Here is a 20,793-nt window from a genome sequence, read left to right on the forward strand (position 1 = left end):
CTTCCTCCCGTTATAGAGCGCGACGCAATTGCACCGCTAAACGATCAATCGATAGCACCATCAGCAGTAATCCCAGGCCTGGGAATACTCCTAACCACCAAAAGCCTCCGGTTAAGTAGCGCATAGCATCGGCGAGTAATACCCCGATAGCGGGTTGGGTTGGGTCTAACCCTACGCCCAGAAAAGTCAGTGCGGCTTCATGCAGAATGGCGTGAGGAAATAGCAATAGCGCGCCAACAATACATTGGGGAATTAAATGGGGGAGTAAGTGGCGTACTAAAATAAAACCACGGCTTTTTCCTAGTGCCTGGGAAATAGCAACGTAGGGGGCATGGCGTAGGGAAAAGAGTTCCGCCCTTAGTATCCTGGCTAAACTTGGCCAATGGGTAAGTGCCACGGCAATAATCACTGCCTGTGTACCACCACCTAAAGCAAAGGCCAATAGGAGTAGTAATATCAGGTGCGGTACGCTTAGCAGCGTGTCAATCAGCAGACTAACGAGAGCATCTAACGTGGTTGAAAGTGTCGCCAGCGTCGCTAGCGTTAACGCAATGAGTGTGCCGAGTAGCGCAGCGCTTAGCCCTACCCAAAAGCTGAGTCTTAACCCAGCCAGTGTTCGCGCCCATAGCTCGCGTCCCAAAGCATCGGTGCCTAGCCAATGGCTGGTGCTCGGTGGCATAAGGCGCGCATCAAACTGCATTGGCGCCGCGCTAGGGCCTGCCCACCATGAGCTACTTATCAGCAAAACCAACACTATGAGTAGAAGGCCAATATAGCCAGCGGCGGCTAAGCGTGGTTGGATCATTCTCATGGCTGTTCCTGTGCCATGCGTGGGTCGATAAGTGGATACAGGCTATCTGCGATCAGATTGCCGACACTGACAAACAGCGCGGTAAACAGCGCTATCCCAAGCAGTAGCGGAACATCACTACGTAGTCCTGCTTCAACAGTGGCTTGTCCAAGGCCGGGGTAGGCAAATACCTGCTCGATTAATATTGAGCCGCCAAACAGCTCTCCCAGCGAAGCAAAAGCGAGTGTTAGTGCCGGGAGACTGGCATGACGTAGGCCATGGCGCCAGGCGATATCTGATCGGCTGGCTCCTTGGGCAAAAGCGTGAAGGGCGATGTCGGAGTTCATCAGCGCTATCATGCGCGCGCGGGTGTGAAGGGTGATGGTGGCGATGCCTAGCAGGGCCAGTGTCGTCATGGGTAGTACTAAGTGGTGCAATCGAGTCAGCATGCTAACGTCTTGGTTGAGTACGCCCACCGGCCCAGCGCAGCAGGTCGGGGTCCAGCCGAGATAAACGGAAAACATTAGTACAGCCAGCATGCCAAGCCAAAAAGCAGGTGTTGAGGCGGTGACATAGGCGTAGCCACTAATCAGCCGGTCGAATGGTGAGCCTTCTTTCGCACCGGCGATGACGCCCAGCGCAAAGCCAACAAGCAACGACATTAGCCAAGCGCTACCCAGCAAGATAAAAGAGCGTTGGAAACGCTGACTGATAACTTCGCTAACCGGTTGATTGTAGATGTGGCTCCAGCCTAACTCGCCACTTAGCAATTGGCTCAGCCAATGACCAAATTGAACGGCAGGCGAGGCATCAAAGCCCCACCTTTCAGCGATCAGAGCACGTTGTTCGGGGCTTACCTGTGCCATTTGAGGGCCAAGATAGGCATCTACAGGGTCAATAGGCGACAGCATGACTAACCCAAACGTCACTATAGCGACGCACAGCAATACCAACGCAAGGCGTATTAAACGGCTTGCCAGTATCTTAATCAATCGCACGTCCAGCGCCATTCAAGCAGGTTGGCGGTAATCGGCCAGCCGTGGCCGTGAGGCGCAATGCCTAATTCCCCAAGGTCCAGGCAGGTGTTGGCTGCATATACATGGGCTAGGTTAACCATCCATGCCCAGCTAGTATCGCCCCTAAAGCCATAGCCCGTGTTGCCATCCCACTGGGCGGCTTGCCAGTGACGGTTAGCTTCTTCTGCCCCTGCCGCCGCTTGAGCGGCTTCTAGGTGGCTATCCACTGTCGCGTTTGAGTAGTAGCCACTGTTATAGAAGCCAAACCCCGCGTGCTGGCTATGAAATAGGTAGTACACTTCTTGTGGGCTGTGGCTGCCAAAACCAAAGACGATGGCGTCTTGGTGCAGTGCTTCGCGCTGTATTTCGTCCCAGTGACGGCCTGTCGGCTGCATCTCAATGCCCAGCGGACGTACCATTTCGGCGCTTACCTGAGCAAGCAGTTGGCGAGTGGTGTCGCTGGCAGGGTAGGTCAAGCGAAAACGAGCGGGCTGGTCGTTTTTATAGCGTAGCCCGTCGGCACGACGCTCCCAGCCTGCTGCATCGAGTAGCGCATTGGCACGGTCGATGTCGGGCGCTGTAAAGGCTTCGTCATCCAGACTCCAGGGTAGCCCATCGGCAGGGCCAAATGCTGGGCGCCCAAAGCCATTAAGGGCGACGTCAACGAGGGTATTTCGATCAAGGGCAAGATTAACCGCCCGGCGTATCGCGCTATCGGCAGTAACATCGTTACCAATAGGCGCGCCAGACGCAGACTGCTCGCCCGTAGCAGGCTGCATAGGAAACAAAATACCTCGATTATCGACGCTTTCCATGACGATGCGCTGCATATCGCTTGGCAAGTTGGTGGCGAGTGCCGGTGGCACAGCGGCAAGGTCGAGCTCCCCTGCATGGGCCGCGCTTAACGTAGCCTCTTCGCCAGTAAATACAAACACCAGTCGCTCAAAGGCCGGTAAAGGGCCATGGAAGTAGGGGTTCCGCTCAACAATTAGTTGCTCGCCCTCTTGCCATTCGACGAGTCGATAAGGGCCTGAGCCCAGCGGCTGTCTACCGTACCCTTCGCGATAACCGTTTTCTCTGTTAGCGTCTGGAACGATACCAAGCGTCATTAACTGATCGATGAAGGTAATCCGCGGCGCGTTTAAAGACAGTTCCACGGTCGTATTATCGATGGCGCGGGCTTTGTTCAGTGCGCTTAAATCGGCTCGGCCACCGGCTTGCTTTGCGGCATTAAAGGTGTAGGCAACATCCTTGGCAGTCAGCGGTGTGCCGTCACTAAAGCGGGCATCATCGCGCAGAGTGAGTATCCAAGTGAGTCGGTCTTCTGACAGTGTCCACGTGGTAGCCAATCCGGCTTCTGGCGTAAGTTCACGTCCGCGGGTTAGCAACGTTGATTGAAAAAGCGGACTACCGTACTGGCCCCAGCCAAGCAATGGATCGAACCCTTGCTCGGGTTCTCCGCCGATTGCCAAAACCAATTGCTCTTTGCTGAAGGCCGGCGTGCTAAACGCGACGCATGTAGCCGCCAGACCCAGTAAGATAGTACGACGCATAAGATATCCCAGAAACCAGCAGTATGATGTTTTTACAATAACATCATACTTTAAGGTCTGGAAGTCATGGCAGCACCGCGCTTGCGGCGTTAGTTTAGGAGAGAATATGCAACGGGTAACGGTAACGCTGGACGAGGAACTGCTGAGCGAGGTCGATGCATTGATGCATGCGCGCGGCTACCAAAACCGCTCAGAGGCGATACGCGATTTAACACGCAGTGGATTAAAGCAGGCTAAAGAGGAGGTCGCGCCTGAGGCGCCATGCATGGGCGCGCTCGTCTATGTGTACGATCATGCGGCGCGAGATTTATCGAAACGCTTAACCCGACACTTCCATGATCATCATGATCTAACGCTATCGACGCTTCATGTGCATATTAATCATGATAGCTGCTTGGAAGTGGCGCTACTAAAAGGGCAGGGTAGTGCCTTGAAGCAGTTCTCTGATGAAGTGACATCGTCACGTAGTGTGCGCTATGGACAGTTAGTGATTATCCCTGAGGAGTAATCTGGTAAGCGTCCATTAAAAAGGGCGGCCCTAGGCCGCCCATAAGCACGCGTTAAGCAACTTAGTGCTCTACGCCGCCTTCGCCGTGCACATGACCGTGCTCGACTTCTTCCTGGCTCGCTTCACGAACGGTGGCAATCTCAACGTCGAAGTTAAGATGCTGGCCAGCCAGCGGGTGGTTGCCGTCAACGACAACAGTATCACCTTCAACTTTCTTGACAGTAACCATCAGCGGGCCACCTTGAGTTTGGGCTTGGAACTGCATGCCCGGCTCAATGCTTTCAACACCTTGGAACGCATCGCGAGGTACTTCTTGCATAAGCTGTTCTTGAACTTCGCCGTAGCCCTCTTCTGGGGTTACTTTTACGTTCAGCTTATCGCCTTCGGTACGGCCTTCGAGTTCTTTTTCCAGACCTGGAATAATGTTGCCAGCGCCGTGTAGATACGTCAGCGGCTCACGGCCTTCGGAACTGTCTAGCACTTCACCTGCATCATTGGTCAGGGTGTAGTGGAACGCGACAACCGAGTTTTGCGCAATTTGCATTTAATAACCTTTCGGTGAGTGCATGTCCCAACATGGTAACGCGTGAAAGCTTGCTTGTCAGGGGGTAAGCAGGCTTTTTCCTCCTCCCACTCCTTTGGCGCTATTGCGCCACGGGGTAACCGGGGATACCCTACGACAACTTCTTTTCCCCCTTTAGACAACATTCACTGGAGCTGGTTATGACAATCTTCTTGATTTGGGTTATCGCCTTTGTGCTAATTGCCTACTTTGCGAACAAACGCTGGGATAGCAGTGTCAGCCAGGGGTTGGATAAAATGCTGCCTGAGGTATTAAAAACACATGGCGACAACCGCTATTTATGGGTGGCAGCATTAGCCGTGTTGGGTGCTACAACGCTGATTCGTCCAGTCGATATCCTTCTGGTCGTTATTCTGCTGACCATTATTGGTTTGGTAATCGCAAAGCTGGCAGGCTGGGCGAGTAATAAAGTAGCTCACTAAGTTATGCTTTGTTAGCCATTAGCGAAGGCGACAAAAATGCCCGACCAAGTTTACTTGGTCGGGCATTTTTCTATTACGGCGCTACCTGTGTTACTGGCTAGGAAGCGTTTGGTAATACGAGCTTAGTACGGAGCTACGCTTAAGTTAGCGCCGCTACCGATCAGGCGAACACGCTGGCCTGCTTGATATTGACGGTCAGCGCTTTGAACCACGATCACATTTGTGCCGTCGTCGCGACGAATTTCCATTTCCAACGCACTGATACGGTTAGCGCGATCTTCCGCGGCGGTACCCGCAATTGCACCACCTAATGCGCCTGCAACGGTTGCTAGTTGACGACCAGAGCCACCGCCAACTTGACTGCCCAGCAGTCCGCCAATGACAGCACCACCGCCGCCGCCCAACAGGTTGCCCGTACGGCTGTCTGCCTGGATTTGTACAGGACGGATCGCCACGATGGTGCCATAGGTCACGCTTTGGCCTGTTTGCGCTTGATTACCACGATACACATCACCTGAGTAAGGTGCAGTATTGGCGCAGCCTGCCAGCGTAAGAATGCTTAATGCTGCAATAGGTAGTAAACGTTTCATTCAAACCTCCAGTGTGTCTTGACCCGCATGGCTGCTAAGCCCAACGGTGGTAATACGTAAGCTAGTTATAGAACAGCGTTCGCTAAAGATAACCTAAGCGGCTAGTTTTGACTAGCCATCAGTAAGAAAGATCACAAATTTAAGTGTAGACAAGTATTAAGAAAGCAATGTGTAAAAGCGTACACAATGTTTGAGCAGCTGGGGAGGTGGGAGTGCAATAAAAAAACAGGGAGCCGAAGCTCCCTGTTGGGTATTGCTAATTAAATGATTAACCGAATTGGTTCATAGTGTTGTCTTTGCCACCCGCTTTAAGTGCCGCGTCACCATGGAAGAACTCTTTATGGTCGTCGCCAATATTAGAGCCAGCCATATCCTGGTGTTTGACAGTAGCAATGCCTTGACGAATCTCCTGGCGCTGTACCCCTGCGACGTAGGCCAGCATGCCTTCATCTCCGAAGTAGCCTTTAGCCAAGTTATCAGTCGACAGTGCCGCTGTGTGGTACGTCGGCAGAGTGATCAGGTGGTGGAAAATACCGGCTTCACGAGCACCATCGCGTTGGAAGTTACGTGTCCACTCATCCGCTAGTTGGCCAAGTTCCGTGTTGTCGTATTCAACACCCATCAGTTTGTCGCGCTGGTAAGCGGAAACATCTTTGCCTTCTTTTTCCCAGGCATCAAATACTTGCTGACGGAAGTTAAGTGTCCAGTTAAATGACGGTGAGTTGTTGTAAACCAGTTTGGCATCGGGCACGACGGCGCGGATACGATTAACCATGCTGGCAATTTGGCCGACGTGTGGCTTCTCGGTCTCAATCCACAGTAGGTCCGCACCGTTTTGCAGGCTGGTGATACAGTCAAGCACAACGCGGTCTTCGCCAGTGCCCGGTTTGAACTGATAGAGGCCTGACGCTAAACGCTTCGGCTTAACCAGCTGACCGTTTTGCTTGATAACCACATCACCATTATTGATGTCGCTAGCATTTTCGATGACATCGCCATCTAAGAAGCTGTTGTACTGGTCGCCGAGATCGCCAGGTTCGTTAGTCACTGCGATTTTCTGGGTTAAGCCTGCGCCTAGCGAGTCAGTACGCGCCACGATAACGCCATCTTCGATGCCGAGTTCAAGGAAGGCATAACGCACTGCATTGATTTTTGCCAGGAAGTCTTCGTGGGGGACGGTAACTTTACCATCCTGGTGGCCGCACTGCTTCTCATCGGAAACTTGGTTTTCAAGCTGGATACAGCAAGCACCCGCTTGGATGAACTTCTTGGCCAGCAGGTAAGTCGCTTCAGCGTTACCGAAACCTGCATCGATATCGGCAATGATCGGTACGATATGCGTCTCGTAGTTATCGATTTTGCTGATCAGCTCTTGCTCTTTAGCGCTGTCGCCTGCTTCTTTAGCATCATCCAGAGCACGGAACAGGTGGTTAAGTTCCCAGGCGTCTGCCTGCTTCAGGAAGGTGTACAGCTCTTCGATCAGATCAGCGACCGATGTTTTTTCATGCATCGACTGATCGGGCAGTGGGCCGAACTCGGAGCGCAAGGCGGCTACCATCCAGCCTGACAGATAGAGGTAACTGCGTTTAGTCGTACCAAAGTGCTTTTTAATGGAAATCAGTTTTTGTTGGCCAATAAAACCGTGCCAGCACCCCAGAGACTGCGTGTACTTAGATGTGTCTGCGTCGTAGGCAGCCATATCGTCACGCATAATTTTTGCAGTGTAGCGCGCAATATCCAAACCGGTATGAAAGCGGTTCTGAGCACGCATGCGTGCAGCGTATTCAGGTTTGATCGCTTCCCATTTGCCGCCTTGAGCTTCGCGCAGTTGGGCCATTGCTTTGATATCGTCGAGCAGTCCTGACATAAGCTGTTTCCTCCGGGGTCATGATAGCTATTTCGCAAGTTAGCTTATTCTTATGCTGCACCTGCGAAGATGTGTTCAGCATTATCGAAATTTAACGCGCTGTCTCTACGCCAATTGTCTCTGAGCAAAACGTCTCTTAGTCAAACGTCGCATCGGAGAGTCATCATTGTGGAGATGCTTATTTAAACGTCGATTACAGCGTTTCCAATTTGGCTACCTTCAATGTTGCGCCATAACGCTGCGGTGCAATAACTATCAACGAGAAAGCCAGCTTCAACAATTGTCACTTGGGGGCAGAAGGGGTTGTAGTTCAACTACAGGAGCGTGCTGAAATGCTCTGTTTGTGTAGTCGTTTTTCGTCAGCTGGGCTGAAAATGGAGCAAAAAAAAGCGCCACATAGCTAGTGGCGCTTTTATCGATTGATTACAAGCGAAGTGAGAACAGCAAAACTACAGCGTTAATAGCATCTCCCGGTGAGGTATTCCGGCATCCATGAAGGTGTCACCATGCGCCACAAATCCCAGGCGCTGGTAAAAAGCGAGGGCGTGCAGTTGAGCGCTCAGCGCTACATGGGCATGGCCTGCTTCTCGGGCCGCCTGGATGGCTGTTTCCATAAGTTGATAGCCAATGCCAGCGCCGCGCGCGCTATCGAGTACCGCGACACGCCCAATATGGCCGTCGGGCAGCAGTCGCGCAGTCCCCACTGGCTGATCCTCAAGGTAGGCAATGAAGTGGCTGCACTCCTCGTCACGGCCATCCCACTCCTCCTCATGAGGCACGCACTGCTCTTCGATAAACACCACGCGGCGGATCTCGGAAGCTATATCCTTTAGCGTACTCCAATCACCGTTAATAATGGTTGCCGTCGACACCGCTAGCTACTCCTCATCATCCTCTTCGCCCATAAAGCCTAGGCTTCCAGTGTTTACTAACTGTGTTATCAGCGCTGCTGCCCCATCAATGGCAAGTACGTCTTCATACATAGGCGATGGGTCGGCAAGCCGCTTGGCTAGCTCGGTTGAGCAGGAGTGTCCGTCGCCATCGACAAAGAGCGTGGTACCGTTGGCATCGCTTCGCCAAGCAACGCGGGAACCGGGCATATGAAACAGTGGTTCACCGTGTTGTAGTTGCGCAACAAGGTCAGCTTCCGTCATGGGCACTTCAAGAGGCGCTACTTGGTCAATATATTTCGGTTGGGTCATGACGCGACCAAACCATTGGGCTATTTGTTCAGGGTTATCCAAAGTGGAAAGTACAAATTGGCGCATACGTTCGACGGCCGCATCATCGAGTTCACCCACTTGGCTTGCAGGAGACATGCCTGCATCGCTGTAGCGGTGGGAGTCAGCAAGCTGCTCTCCGAGATAGTCGGCGTAGGATGTGATGGCTTCATCCGCTGATGGTGCCCTAAACCCTACTGAGATAGTCATGCAGTCGTCGGTTTGGCTAACGCCGTGGTGCGCCCAGCCGGGAGGGAGATACAGCATGTCGCCCGGTGATAACGTCCAGTCAGAGTCGGCTTCAATCTCAAAGGTTTCGAGAATGCGTAGATCGATACCTTGGATAATGGGCGCGTTGTCTGGCTGCTTACCGCCTAGTTGCCAGCGCCGGTGGCCGCTAGCCTGTAACAGGAAAACATCGTATTGGTCGATATGCGGGCCGACACTGCCACCGGGTGGTGCATAGCTGACCATGATGTCGTCCAACCGCCAGCGGGGAAGGAAATCAAACTCATCCATTAATGCAGCGATAGAAGGTACGTAGTGATCGACGGCTTGAACCAGGAGGCTCCAGTTGCCTTCCGGCAACCGCTCAAAGGTTGCGTCGTCAAACGGACCGTGGGAAACCTGCCAGGGACCATCAGGCCCATTTTCTTCTACAAGACGCGCTTCTACACCGGGTTCGCAGGCAAGCCCGGCTAGCTCATCGGGATCGATGGGGCTAACAAAATCGGGGATAGCGCCACGAATCAGCAGCGGCTTCTGCTGCCAGTAATTGGCCAAGAAGTCTTCGGGCGTTAAATCGCCCAGCAATGTGAGTGGCTTATCGTGTTGGCTCATGGCGTTATCCTAGTTCAAATGAGCGCTGCGCCTGACTAAGGGCGCAGTGCGTCGTTTAGAGTGCAGCAAGCCGCTGGTTAAGTGCTTCGGCTTGAGCCTTTGCATTACCAATATAGCTGGCAGGAGAGAGGGCCTTCAGCTCATTTTTAACCGACTCGGGTAGCTCTAGCGTATCAATAAAAGCGGCAAAGCCTGCTTGGTCAATACGTTTGCCGCGGGTTAATTCTTTAAGCTTTTCGTAGGGCTTTTCGATGCCGTAGCGACGCATGACCGTTTGAATTGGCTCAGCCAATACTTCCCAGCTGTTATCCAGGTCTTCAGCGAGACGCTCAGGATTTGCTTCAAGCTTGCTGATACCTTTGAGACTGGCGTGATAGCCAATCAGGCCGTAAGCCAAGCCAACGCCTAAGTTGCGCAACACTGTGGAATCCGTCAGGTCGCGCTGCCAGCGTGAAATCGGTAGTTTCTGGGCCAAGTGATTAAGCACGGCATTGGCCAACCCAAGGTTGCCTTCCGAGTTTTCAAAGTCAATTGGGTTAACTTTATGTGGCATGGTCGATGAGCCAATTTCGCCTTCGACGGTGCGCTGCTTAAAGTAGCCCAGCGAAATATAGCCCCATACGTCACGATCAAAGTCGATCAAAATAGTGTTGAAGCGGCAAACTGCATCGAAAAGCTCGGCAATGTAGTCGTGGGGCTCAATTTGTGTGGTGTAGGGGTTGAAGCTTAGTCCTAAGCCTTCCACAAAGGTGCGTGCGTTGGCTTCCCAGTCAATGTCTGGGTAGGTTGTCAGGTGGGCATTATAGTTACCTACAGCACCGTTAATTTTACCCAGAATCTCAACGCGTTCGATTTGCTTGAGCTGGCGCTTAAGCCGGTAGGCCACGTTGGCCATTTCTTTGCCTAACGTTGTGGGGCTGGCGGTTTGCCCATGAGTGCGCGAAAGCATCGGTTGAGCCGCATGGGCAATGGCCAGTTTGGCAATCTCATCAGCGACTTCATGCAAGGTAGGTAGAGTGGCTTTTAGGCCATCTGCCAGCATAACGCCGTAGGAAAGGTTGTTGATGTCTTCGCTGGTGCAAGCGAAGTGAATAAATTCAGTGACCGCGTTGAGCTCGGGTTGCCCTGCAATCTTCTCTTTTAAGAAATACTCAACCGCTTTGACATCGTGGTTGGTGGTGCGCTCAATTTCTTTAATGCGTTCGGCATCTTCGACAGAAAAGTCACGAATTAACTGTTCAAGAAAAGCCGTCGCTTCCACTGACAGCGGCGGTACTTCGACAATTTGGCTGTGGTCAGCAAGGCGCTGCAGCCAGCGCACTTCCACAATCACGCGTGCACGGATAAGACCGAATTCGCTGAAGTGTTCCCGTAGTGCGGCGGCTTTTGCGCCGTAACGTCCGTCAACGGGGGAGAGGGCGGTCAAAGCAGAGAGTTGCATGGCTTGGTTTCCAAGGTGGTCTGAAGTCAATGGTTCGAACAGCAATATGCCGAAAAGAAATGGCGCGAAGTGCCTAGATGATCTTTGGGCGCGTTAGCCAAGGCTATCAAGCGCGCGCCTCAACGCTTTACGCTGGAAGACAAGCTTCCAGCGACGGCCGCCTTGTTGGTGCCATAGCAGCGCAAAACGTATGCCCGCCATCAAACAGGCGCGCACCCGCTCGGGCATCATGCGAGTCTGCAGTAAAGAGGGATCGCCCTGAACCACGATGCGGGTTTTGAACGTCGAAATGGTTTCTTGGTAGGCATCACCCAGGCTTGCAATCACATTTTCATGAGTGCTGCCAAAGTGCTCTGCCTGCCCCTGTACGTGGGACAGCTTTTGACCAAGTAAATCCATCATATGGCGGTCAGTGCGCAGTTTGTTCATTAACAGTAGTAGCGAAAAACCGTAGCGAAGAACCACAGGGTTGGCTTGTTTGCGGCCAACAAGGGCTTCGAGTGTTTCTAATCCGCGGCGTAAATTGTTGGGGTGGCCGCCATAAATAGCTTCAAAGCTTTCCGGGTTGGTGTCCACGGTTGCATTGATAAGTGTTTCCCAGGCGCGAGGATCTACTTGTCCAGTGCGCGCGAGTTCGTCTACCAAACTAGCGGATTGAAAAACGCCGGCCAGTGCCAGTGCTTGGCGAGCGGCTTGAGACTCCGGCGCGCGACGAATAGGGGTAGCGCTCATGCAGCGGCCTCCGTGGTATTCCAAGTGGCGCGAATAACGCCGCCGCCTAAGCAGATTTCACCATCATAAAGTACTAATGACTGGCCAGGTGTGACCGCCCACTGCGGATCATCAAACACCACCTCAACAGTGCCGTCGGGCAGCGCATGGATTACGCATGGGCAATCACTTTGACGATAGCGGGTTTTGGCCGTGTAACGGCCTTGCGCAGCAGGCGGTTCTCCTGCCACCCAGTCCATGGTTTCAGTGGCCAATGCATTGGTGAACAGCAGGTGGTGATGCTTGCCTTGGACGACAATCAATACATTGCGCTCAAGGTCTTTGGCCGCTACGTACCATGGGTCTTCCGAATAGTTGGCGAGACCACCAATACCTAACCCTTGGCGCTGCCCCAGGGTGTAGTACATCAGCCCCATATGCTTGCCAATGACATCGCCTTCGGGCGTTTCAATATTGCCAGGTTGCGCGGGCAGATATTGCTGCAAAAAATCACGGAAACGGCGCTCGCCGATAAAGCAAATACCCGTCGAGTCTTTTTTCTTGGCGGTAATAAGATCGTGCTGTTCAGCCAGGGCTCTAACGGCAGGCTTTTCCAGCTCTCCAACCGGAAACAGGGTGCGCGCAATCGCTGCTTCAGGCACCGCGTGTAGGAAATAGCTTTGATCTTTATTGTTATCCACACCTTTTAGCAGGCGCGGGCGTCCTCCGCGAACCCCTTGGCGAACATAATGCCCGGTTGCGATTTTATCGGCGCCTAGCATTTCAGCGTAGTCTAGAAAGACCTTAAATTTGATTTCCCTGTTGCACAAGATATCGGGATTGGGCGTTCTACCCGCTTTATATTCGGCTAAAAAATGCTCGAAGACGTTATCCCAATACTCGGAGGCGAAATTGGCCGTATGCAATTTGATACCCAACTTCTCACACACGGCCTCTGCATCGGCGAGGTCTTCTTTTGCCGTGCAGTATTCGGTGCCGTCGTCCTCATCCCAATTCTTCATAAACAGGCCCTCAACCTCATACCCTTGTTGGAGTAGAAGGAGAGCAGAAACCGATGAGTCAACGCCGCCCGACATGCCAACGATTACTTTTTGGGTCTCGGGCGCTTCAGCAATAGACGTGCCATGGGTGGATGTCATTGGCATCCTCAGTTGAAGTGGTGTGCAATTGGATGCTGATTATACACGATGGAGGCTTGGTGCTTCGAGTGCTTCACTCATGAATCACGGCGAGAGGAAAACAGCGGCCCTTAATGGCGTTTTCGATCCGTTTCAGCACCAGGGGGCTGCGCAGCCGGCCAGCATCGCCGAGAGCCTTGATGTCATTTAATGTCAGCCAGTGAGTGGCGGTGATGTCGCTATCAATGGGGGATGAGAGCATGACGTCTGGTGTGGCTATAAAACCATGGCTATGAAAGGTAAGGCCTTCGGGCGTGTGGAAGACATAAAGCCCTAAGTAGTCGGTTAGCGTCACCTGCCAAGCGGTTTCTTCCTGTACTTCGCGCAAGATGGCTGCCATTGGGCCTTCGCCTGGCTCTACATGTCCAGCTGGTTGGTTAAACACGGTTTGTCTGCCGCCGCGGGCTTCTTCCACCATCAAAAAACGATCATTGCGCTGGATCACGCAGGCAACGGTGCTTCTGATGATGGCATTTTTTATCATCTCACTGCTCATTTTGAGTACCTGCGCCGAGGAGCGCTACTGCGCTTAGTCGCTTTAGTGGGGCGGGGGGCGTGTAGTGTTTCTTTGCGCCACTCGCCCGGAGCCAAATCGCCAAGTTGCCAAGTGCCAATCGCCGCGCGTATCAATCTCAACGTAGGAAATCCTACATGGGCAGTCATGCGCCGTACTTGGCGGTTGCGGCCTTCGCTGATTGTTAGTTCCAACCAACTAGTAATTGGGTGGCGCTTAGGGTCAATCCTTGAGTCGCGTTGTGCGATGGCCGGTGGTTCAATACGCCGGGCTTTTGCAGGCTGGGTTGGGCCATCTTTTAAGACGACACCGTTTTTCAGCGCACTCATTGCCTCATCATTAATCCGCCCTTCGAGCTGCACCCAGTAAGTTTTGGGCTGCTTGTGACGTGGGTGGGCGATACGGTGAATGAGACTGCCATCATCACTTAATAACAGCAGACCCTCAGAGTCATAATCAAGTCGCCCTGCGGAGTATACGCCAGGCACATCTATAACATCGGCTAATGTGGCGCGGCCTTGTTTGTCGGTAAACTGAGAGAGCATACGATAGGGTTTATGCAGTAAATATAAAGTGCTCATAATCTCTTTAGAAGGGTGCCCTTGATTTGTCGACAATCTCTCATGCGATTAAAATGCAGCGCTGGTATACTTTGAGGCTAATCTGTCAAAGGCAGTGCTTGAAAAGCTGCCTTTGAATCGCGTTTATGTCGTGCTGGAGTTGTCGTAATTTCCACTGAAATAACCACCGTAAAAACCACCGATTGATAACCGGGAAAGCCAAATTAAATGGCCCCGCCTGCTTCGCGGCATGGTCTCTCGTTGAAGAAGTCGCGTCGCTCAGGATCTCTATAATCACAGCGATAGAAAAAAGAGGTTAACGCAAAATGTCTAAAACGCCGAAGATCATTTACACGCTCACCGACGAAGCGCCTGCGCTCGCGACATACTCTTTGCTACCGATTATTGACGCTTTCACCGACGCTGCGGGTATCGAGGTGGAAACCCGGGATATTTCCCTGGCGGCTCGCGTTCTCTCTTTATTTCCCGACTACTTGACTGAAGAGCAGCGTATCGAGGATCACCTGGCCGAGTTGGGTGCACTGGCCAAGGTGCCTGAAGCCAATATCATCAAATTACCGAATATCAGTGCTTCTATGCCGCAGCTACGGGCGGTGATCAAAGAGCTGCAAGAACAAGGTTACAAGCTGCCCGAGTATCCGGACGACCCCAGCAGCGACGAAGAAAAAGATGTTAAAGCGCGCTACGACAAAGTGAAAGGCAGCGCAGTTAACCCCGTATTGCGTGAAGGTAACTCTGATCGTCGCGCACCAAAGGCGGTAAAAGAGTACGCCCGCAAGTACCCGCATTCTATGGGGGAGTGGAGCCAGGCGTCGCGTACCCATGTTTCGCACATGCATAGTGGCGACTTCTACCACGGCGAGAAGTCGATGACTCTGGATCGCGCCCGCAACGTCAAGATGGAGCTGATCACTGCCAACGGTGAAACCAAGGTGCTCAAGCCCCGGGTCGAGCTGCTGGAAGGCGAAATCATCGACAGCATGTTTATGAGCAAGAAAGCGTTGCTGGAGTTTTACGAGCGTGAAATCGAGGATGCGCGTAAGACCGGTGTGATGTTCTCATTGCACGTAAAAGCGACGATGATGAAGGTCTCGCACCCCATTGTGTTCGGGCACTGCGTCAAAATTTTCTACAAGGACGCCTTTGAGAAGCACGGTGAGCTCTTCAAAGAGCTGGGTGTCGATGTTAACAACGGCATCGCTAATCTTTACGATAAAATTGCGACCTTGCCAGAATCCCAGCGTGATGAAGTCATTAGTGATCTGCATGCGTGCCATGACAAGCGCCCAGAGCTGGCGATGGTTGACTCGGCACGTGGCATCACCAACTTCCACTCACCCAGCGATGTGATTGTCGATGCTTCGATGCCTGCAATGATTCGCGCTGGCGGTAAGATGTACGGTGCTGATGGTCGTCTCAAGGACGTCAAAGCCGTCATGCCCGAGTCGACGTTTGCGCGTATCTATCAGGAAATGATCAACTTCTGTAAGTGGCACGGCGCGTTTGATCCGGCCACAATGGGTACTGTGCCCAATGTTGGTTTGATGGCGCAAAAAGCCGAAGAGTACGGCTCGCACGATAAAACCTTCGAAGTGCCTGCGGATGGTGTTGCCAATATCACCGATCTGGACACAGGTGAAGTACTGCTGTCACAGACTGTGGAGCAGGGCGATATCTGGCGTATGTGCCAGGTTAAAGACGCGCCGATTCGCGACTGGGTGAAGTTGGCGGTTGAGCGCTGCCGTGATTCTGGTATGCCGACGGTGTTCTGGCTTGACCCTTACCGTCCGCACGAGAATGAGCTGATCAAAAAGGTCAAAACGTACCTCAAAGATCACGATACGGATGGCCTCGAAATCCATATCATGTCTCAAGTCCGGGCGATGCGTTACACCCTTGAGCGCGTGATTCGTGGCCTTGATACAATCTCGGTGACGGGCAACATTCTCCGCGACTACCTGACAGACCTATTCCCGATTCTTGAATTGGGCACTAGTGCCAAAATGCTTTCCATCGTGCCGCTGATGGATGGCGGCGGTCTGTTTGAAACGGGGGCTGGTGGTTCCGCACCTAAGCACGTTCAGCAGCTGCTTGAAGAGAACCACTTACGCTGGGACAGCCTTGGCGAGTTCCTGGCGCTGGTTGCTTCTTTGGAGCACCTCGCCAAACGTTTTGGCAATGACCGTGCTAAGTTACTGGCAAAAGCGTTGGATGAAGCTAACGGCAAGTTCCTTGAGAGCAATAAATCACCTTCGCGCAAAGTGGGTGAGCTTGATAACCGAGGAAGCCACTTCTATCTAGCGCTCTATTGGGCAGAAGCACTAGCAGCTCAGGATGAAGACGCTGAACTAAAAACACGCTTTGCCCGTTTGGTAGAAACGCTGAAAGCCAATGAAGCTACGATCATTGACGAACTGAATAGCGTGCAAGGCCAGCCTGTTGACCTTAAAGGCTATTACCACCCGAATGGGGAAGTGGCTAGTCAAGTTATGCGCCCGAGTAAGACGCTTAACGAAGCCCTTGCAATGGTCGCTAACGGTTAAATAAATCACAAGCGCTCTGTGTTGCTGTTCGGCAATACTCATGAAAATGCTGTGATATCCCTCGCCCGCCTTGGTGGGCGAGGGTTTTTTGTCTTATTTAGTATGCTAATTTTGTATTTTCCATGAACCCTTGCTGGTAACGGGCGTCTTACTACAGTGAGTCGAACAACGCTGAATGAGTAATGGCTAGAGTCATTAGAACTAGCGTCATTCAAGCTAGGGCAACGAACGCTAGAATGACTCAAGCGCTGTAAGACACCACCCGCCAGCTAAGAGACGACAAACCTTGCTGCTTATGCCTACTACAGACAGCCTATGCGTTACGGCTATCCTGCACGCAGGAATGACTCGGCCTGATGCGCCTGAATATGATGATGATCTGGCCGTTGAGCCAGCTGAGCCTGAGCTTGCTCGGCCGCCGCTATATAAAGTGGTACTTCATAATGACGATTTCACACCGATGGAGTTCGTCGTTGAGGTATTACAGGAATTTTTTAATATGGATAGTGAGCAAGCGGTCCAGGTCATGCTTGCAGTGCATACCCAAGGTAAAGCGACGTGCGGGATCTTTACACGGGATATTGCAGAAACGAAAAGTTATCAAGTCAATGAATATGCCCGCGAATGCGAGCATCCTTTAATGTGTGATATTGAAGCTGCTGACTGAAAGCGTTGAAAAAAATTAGCGATGGGCCTTGCAAGTGCGCCATTTGTACCCGATGTTGAAAGTGCCGGTCGATTAAACTGATCCGACGCAAGCCCTAGGTGGCGACACGCCCTAGGTAGTAGCGAAAAGGGGACTGCCATGCTGAGCAAAGAACTTGAACTTACCCTGAACACGGCCTTTACCGTGGCTCGCTCAAAGCGCCACGAGTTTATGACCGTTGAGCACCTGCTCCTGGCGTTGTTGGATAATGCGTCAGCAGTTGACGTGCTAAAGGCGTGTGGGGCGAATCTCGATAAGCTGCGGTCCGATCTGCAGGACTTTATTAATTCGACTACGCCATTGATTCCTGAGAGTCAGGCGGATCGCGAAACGCAACCAACCCTTGGATTTCAGCGCGTACTGCAACGTGCTGTATTTCACGTGCAGTCATCTGGAAAGAGTGAAGTGACTGGCGCTAATGTGCTGGTCGCTATTTTCTCTGAGCAAGAAAGCCAAGCCGTTTACTTCCTCAAGCAGCAAAGCGTTGCACGTGTAGACGCTGTTAACTATATCGCTCATGGTATTTCTAAGGTAGCTGGCCATGGGCCTGCTCCATCGCCGTCTTCCCAAGAGAGTGAAGATGCTGAAGAGGGTAGCTCTGAAGGGGCTGCGCATCCATTAACCGGTTACGCTACCAATCTGAACGAGCAGGCGCGTCAAGGCAAAATAGACCCATTGATTGGTCGCGACCATGAGCTTGAGCGCGTGGTGCAAATCCTTGCCCGTCGGCGCAAGAATAATCCGCTATTGGTCGGCGAGGCGGGTGTTGGTAAAACCGCTATCGCGGAAGGTTTGGCAAAGCGCATTGTTGAAGAAGACGTGCCAGATGTGATTGCTGACGCAGTGGTCTACTCACTTGATATGGGGGCGCTATTAGCGGGTACTAAATACCGTGGTGATTTCGAGAAGCGCCTAAAAAGCTTGCTTAGTGAATTACGTAAGCAGCCTAACGCTGTGCTCTTTATTGACGAGATTCATACCGTCATTGGGGCGGGGGCTGCTTCGGGTGGCGTCATGGATGCGTCTAATTTACTGAAGCCCTTACTCTCCTCTGGTGAGCTGCGTTGTATCGGTTCGACAACCTTCCAGGAGTTCCGCGGTATTTTTGAGAAAGATCGCGCTCTGGCTCGCCGGTTCCAAAAAGTGGATGTGCTCGCGCCTTCTGTAGATGACACCATCAAGATCCTGAAAGGGCTGCGTTCGCGCTTTGAAGAACACCATGAGCTTAAGTACACCGATGGCGCGCTAGAGAGTGCCGCGCGTTTGGCTGATCGCTATATCAATGACCGTCACCTACCTGACAAAGCCATCGATGTGATTGATGAAGCAGGCGCGCACCAACGGATGCTGCCGCCGGAAGTGCGGGCTAACACCATTGATGTTGAGCAAGTGGAAGCAGTAGTGGCATCTATTGCGCGGATTCCGCCAAAGAGTGTTTCAAGCTCTGATCGTAAATTGCTTGAAAAGCTTGACCGCGACTTGAAAATGCTGGTGTTCGGACAAGATGAGGCCATCGATACTCTCTCTGCTGCCATTAAGCTTTCCCGTGCCGGTTTGAAATCGCCAGATAAGCCAGTAGGTAGTTTCTTATTTGCTGGCCCAACCGGCGTTGGTAAGACCGAAGTGGCTAAGCAGTTGGCGCATATCATGGGTATCGAGCTAGTACGCTTTGATATGTCGGAGTACATGGAGCGTCATACTGTTTCTCGCTTGATTGGTGCCCCTCCAGGCTATGTTGGCTATGACCAAGGAGGGCTGTTAACTGAAGCCATTACCAAGCAACCGCACTGTGTATTGTTGCTAGATGAAATTGAGAAGGCGCATCCTGAAGTGTTTAACCTGCTTCTGCAGGTGATGGATCACGGTCGTTTGACAGACAATAATGGCCGCGAGGCGGATTTCCGTCATGTTATCCTGATCATGACCTCTAACGCAGGGGCAGAGCAGGCGTCACGGCGCTCTATCGGTTTCCAAAGCCAAGATCACTCAACCGACGCGATGGAAGTGATTCGCCGTACCTTCTCGCCTGAGTTCCGCAACCGCTTGGATGGTATTATCCAGTTCCATGCACTGCCAACCTCCGTTGTGCGTAACGTTGTCGATAAGTTCCTGATCGAGCTACAAGCGCAGCTGGACGAAAAGCGTGTACAGCTTGAAGTGGATGATACAGCACGAGATTGGTTGGCAGAGAAGGGATACGACCCTGATATGGGGGCACGCCCAATGGCCCGCTTGATCCAAGAGAAACTGAAAAAGCCGTTGGCCGAGATGATTTTGTTTGGTGAGTTGGCTGATCAAGGCGGTATTGTGCACGTAAGCCTTGAAGAGGGAGAGCTGCATTTATCAATGGAATCGGAGATGGCAGATGCGCCCTGAAAAGGGCGCTAAGGCCACCTAAGTCCACACTAGGCCTTTATGCTCATGCCTAACTAGCACAGCGCCCTGTCATCCGACGGGGCGTTGTCGTTTCCAGAGAGCGGCGCCGTACTTACGCTATATTTGCACTGTATTTGAAAACAGGATGCGTGCTTGCGCGGACAGTGTTTGCTTGAAGGCATTACCAAGGCTTAGCGCGAGCGATAAACGATACGGCCTTTTGACAGATCGTAGGGCGTCAGCTCTACTTTTACCTTGTCACCTGTCAGGATGCGGATGTAGTTTTTGCGCATCTTGCCTGAAATATGAGCAGTAACGACGTGGCCGTTTTCCAGCTCAACACGGAACATGGTGTTGGGAAGGGTATCAACAATAACGCCTTCCATTTCAATATGATCTTCGCGTGCCATATAGGCAGATCCTCACTTATTTAACGTAATGGTTTGGTCTAATTAGTTACTTCAGTGGGCATCGTCAGATGACGACTGCCCAGCAAGCAGCGCTATATTGTGCCGTAAGCCTGCCATCAAGGCAAAAAAGCTGGCAAGTTTAGCAAATTAAAGGCCGCCAATGACGCCCGTCGAGCACTTCTATTGGCGTGAACGCACGCTTATAGCTCATCTTACGGCACTCCTCAATCCAATATCCAAGATATAAGTGGGGGAGAGACTTTTCACCACACAGTTCAATAAGCTTGAGAATAGCAAACGTTCCCAGGGATCGCTTTTCCAGGGCCTTGTCGACACTAAAAAACGTGTAAATAGCCGATAGCCCATGCTCAAGTTGATCAAATGCCGCGACCGCGACGAGTTTCCCGTCCAGGTGCATTTCTAAAAGATGTGCATAGGGTTCTTCGAGCGTTAAAAAGGTACGATACTGCTCTCGGCTCGGCGGATACATGTCACCATCGGCGTGGCGTATGCGGATATAGTCTGCATAGAGCGTATAATGCTCTGCCTCATAGCGTGCAGGTACTACACGTGTAGTAATATCAGCATTAAGACGCCAGAGTTTGCGTTGGGTGCGGTTAGCGCTGAAGTCGCTGATAGGAATGCGTACTGAGCGACAGGCATTGCAACCTTCGCAGTGAGGGCGGTATAGATGGCGACCGCTGCGACGAAAACCGAGCAATGAGAGTGAATCATAAACGCCAGGAACGGGAGATTCCTGGGGGTCCAGGAACAGAGTGGTTGCTTCCTTGCCAGGAAGATAGCTGCAGGCATGGGGAACGGTTAGGAAGAAGCGCAAATCCCGCACCGGGCGGCGAGGAGCGTTACTACTCACGGCTTGCCTCCTTGCTTAGTTGAACATGGACTAGCTTGAACATGGACTA

The 20,793-nt window shown here is 52.3% G+C and carries 20 protein-coding genes; 5 read left to right on the forward strand and 15 right to left on the reverse strand.

All coding sequences use genetic code 11. The features are described from left to right. Window positions 1-10: 10 nt before the first annotated feature. The 3 genes from IR195_RS05615 to IR195_RS05625 are packed head-to-tail and all read right to left on the reverse strand — an operon-like array spanning window position 11 to window position 3,359. A complete protein-coding gene (locus tag IR195_RS05615; protein WP_206048994.1) occupies window positions 11-811 on the reverse strand; it encodes an ABC transporter permease in 801 nt (266 codons plus the stop codon). Then, the gene (locus IR195_RS05620) at window positions 808-1,788 is read right to left on the reverse strand and encodes an ABC transporter permease (protein ID WP_241006800.1); all 981 of its coding nucleotides are present in this window, start codon (window positions 1,786-1,788) and stop codon (window positions 808-810) included. Before IR195_RS05620 ends, IR195_RS05615 begins: the two co-directional genes overlap by 4 nt. Continuing rightward, entirely contained in the window at window positions 1,779-3,359 is a 1,581-nt protein-coding gene (locus IR195_RS05625; protein ID WP_206048996.1) for an ABC transporter substrate-binding protein, read from the reverse strand. The genes IR195_RS05620 and IR195_RS05625 overlap by 10 nt, the downstream gene beginning before the upstream one ends. 106 nt (window positions 3,360-3,465) lie before the next feature. Here IR195_RS05625 and nikR point away from each other — a divergent pair, with 106 nt between their 5' ends. Continuing rightward, entirely contained in the window at window positions 3,466-3,867 is a 402-nt protein-coding gene (gene nikR / locus IR195_RS05630) for a nickel-responsive transcriptional regulator NikR (RefSeq protein ID WP_125746547.1), read from the forward strand. Window positions 3,868-3,928: 61 nt separating this feature from the next. On the opposite strand, the gene IR195_RS05635 is transcribed toward nikR, so the two are convergent. Then, entirely contained in the window at window positions 3,929-4,411 is a 483-nt protein-coding gene (locus IR195_RS05635; protein WP_125746549.1) for an FKBP-type peptidyl-prolyl cis-trans isomerase, read from the reverse strand. A gap of 179 nt (window positions 4,412-4,590) precedes the next feature. Between IR195_RS05635 and IR195_RS05640 the strand changes: the two genes are divergently transcribed. Continuing rightward, a complete protein-coding gene (locus tag IR195_RS05640) occupies window positions 4,591-4,872 on the forward strand; it encodes a hypothetical protein (protein ID WP_125746550.1) in 282 nt (93 codons plus the stop codon). 122 nt (window positions 4,873-4,994) lie between these two features. On the opposite strand, the gene IR195_RS05645 is transcribed toward IR195_RS05640, so the two are convergent. The 9 genes from IR195_RS05645 to IR195_RS05685 all read right to left on the reverse strand — a co-directional run bounded on the left by IR195_RS05645 (window position 4,995) and on the right by IR195_RS05685 (window position 13,835). Then, entirely contained in the window at window positions 4,995-5,462 is a 468-nt protein-coding gene (locus IR195_RS05645; protein ID WP_125746552.1) for an outer membrane lipoprotein, read from the reverse strand. Between the two features lie 268 nt (window positions 5,463-5,730). Further along, window positions 5,731-7,329 (reverse strand): isocitrate lyase, encoded by a 1,599-nt coding sequence (locus IR195_RS05650; protein ID WP_125746554.1) that lies wholly within the window; start codon window positions 7,327-7,329, stop codon window positions 5,731-5,733. Between the two features lie 449 nt (window positions 7,330-7,778). Beyond that, window positions 7,779-8,201, reverse strand: coding sequence for a GNAT family N-acetyltransferase (locus IR195_RS05655; RefSeq protein WP_125746556.1), 423 nt, complete (start codon window positions 8,199-8,201; stop codon window positions 7,779-7,781). Window positions 8,202-8,207: 6 nt separating this feature from the next. Continuing rightward, the gene (locus tag IR195_RS05660) at window positions 8,208-9,389 is read right to left on the reverse strand and encodes a cupin domain-containing protein (protein ID WP_146942556.1); all 1,182 of its coding nucleotides are present in this window, start codon (window positions 9,387-9,389) and stop codon (window positions 8,208-8,210) included. Window positions 9,390-9,444: 55 nt separating this feature from the next. After that, window positions 9,445-10,830, reverse strand: coding sequence for an adenylosuccinate lyase (gene purB, locus IR195_RS05665; protein ID WP_038482516.1), 1,386 nt, complete (start codon window positions 10,828-10,830; stop codon window positions 9,445-9,447). A 93-nt stretch (window positions 10,831-10,923) separates the two neighbouring features. Next, on the reverse strand, window positions 10,924-11,562 hold the full coding sequence (gene hflD, locus IR195_RS05670) for a high frequency lysogenization protein HflD (protein WP_206048997.1): 639 nt from the start codon (window positions 11,560-11,562) through the stop codon (window positions 10,924-10,926). Next, window positions 11,559-12,701: a tRNA 2-thiouridine(34) synthase MnmA gene (mnmA, locus tag IR195_RS05675; RefSeq protein WP_206048998.1), complete on the reverse strand. Its 1,143-nt coding sequence runs from the start codon at window positions 12,699-12,701 to the stop codon at window positions 11,559-11,561. Before mnmA ends, hflD begins: the two co-directional genes overlap by 4 nt. A 73-nt stretch (window positions 12,702-12,774) precedes the next feature. Beyond that, window positions 12,775-13,224, reverse strand: coding sequence for an NUDIX hydrolase (locus tag IR195_RS05680; protein ID WP_125746564.1), 450 nt, complete (start codon window positions 13,222-13,224; stop codon window positions 12,775-12,777). An 8-nt stretch (window positions 13,225-13,232) separates the two neighbouring features. Then, window positions 13,233-13,835 carry a pseudouridine synthase gene (locus IR195_RS05685; protein ID WP_206048999.1) on the reverse strand — a complete coding sequence of 201 codons (603 nt, stop codon included), beginning with the start codon at window positions 13,833-13,835 and terminating at the stop codon, window positions 13,233-13,235. Between the two features lie 305 nt (window positions 13,836-14,140). Here IR195_RS05685 and IR195_RS05690 point away from each other — a divergent pair, with 305 nt between their 5' ends. The 3 genes from IR195_RS05690 to clpA all read left to right on the forward strand — a co-directional run bounded on the left by IR195_RS05690 (window position 14,141) and on the right by clpA (window position 19,460). Then, window positions 14,141-16,378: an NADP-dependent isocitrate dehydrogenase gene (locus tag IR195_RS05690; RefSeq protein ID WP_125746568.1), complete on the forward strand. Its 2,238-nt coding sequence runs from the start codon at window positions 14,141-14,143 to the stop codon at window positions 16,376-16,378. A gap of 343 nt (window positions 16,379-16,721) precedes the next feature. Then, window positions 16,722-17,045 (forward strand): ATP-dependent Clp protease adapter ClpS, encoded by a 324-nt coding sequence (gene clpS / locus IR195_RS05695; RefSeq protein WP_125753484.1) that lies wholly within the window; start codon window positions 16,722-16,724, stop codon window positions 17,043-17,045. A 138-nt stretch (window positions 17,046-17,183) separates the two neighbouring features. After that, a complete protein-coding gene (clpA, locus tag IR195_RS05700) occupies window positions 17,184-19,460 on the forward strand; it encodes an ATP-dependent Clp protease ATP-binding subunit ClpA (RefSeq protein ID WP_125746569.1) in 2,277 nt (758 codons plus the stop codon). A gap of 191 nt (window positions 19,461-19,651) precedes the next feature. On the opposite strand, the gene infA is transcribed toward clpA, so the two are convergent. Continuing rightward, entirely contained in the window at window positions 19,652-19,870 is a 219-nt protein-coding gene (gene infA, locus IR195_RS05705; RefSeq protein ID WP_007111068.1) for a translation initiation factor IF-1, read from the reverse strand. A gap of 139 nt (window positions 19,871-20,009) precedes the next feature. Next, on the reverse strand, window positions 20,010-20,744 hold the full coding sequence (locus tag IR195_RS05710; RefSeq protein ID WP_125746571.1) for an arginyltransferase: 735 nt from the start codon (window positions 20,742-20,744) through the stop codon (window positions 20,010-20,012). Window positions 20,745-20,793 lie beyond the last annotated feature (49 nt).

Origin of the sequence: Vreelandella venusta (genome assembly GCF_015689495.1) — a bacterium.
Taxonomy (GTDB): Bacteria; Pseudomonadota; Gammaproteobacteria; order Pseudomonadales; family Halomonadaceae; genus Vreelandella; species Vreelandella venusta.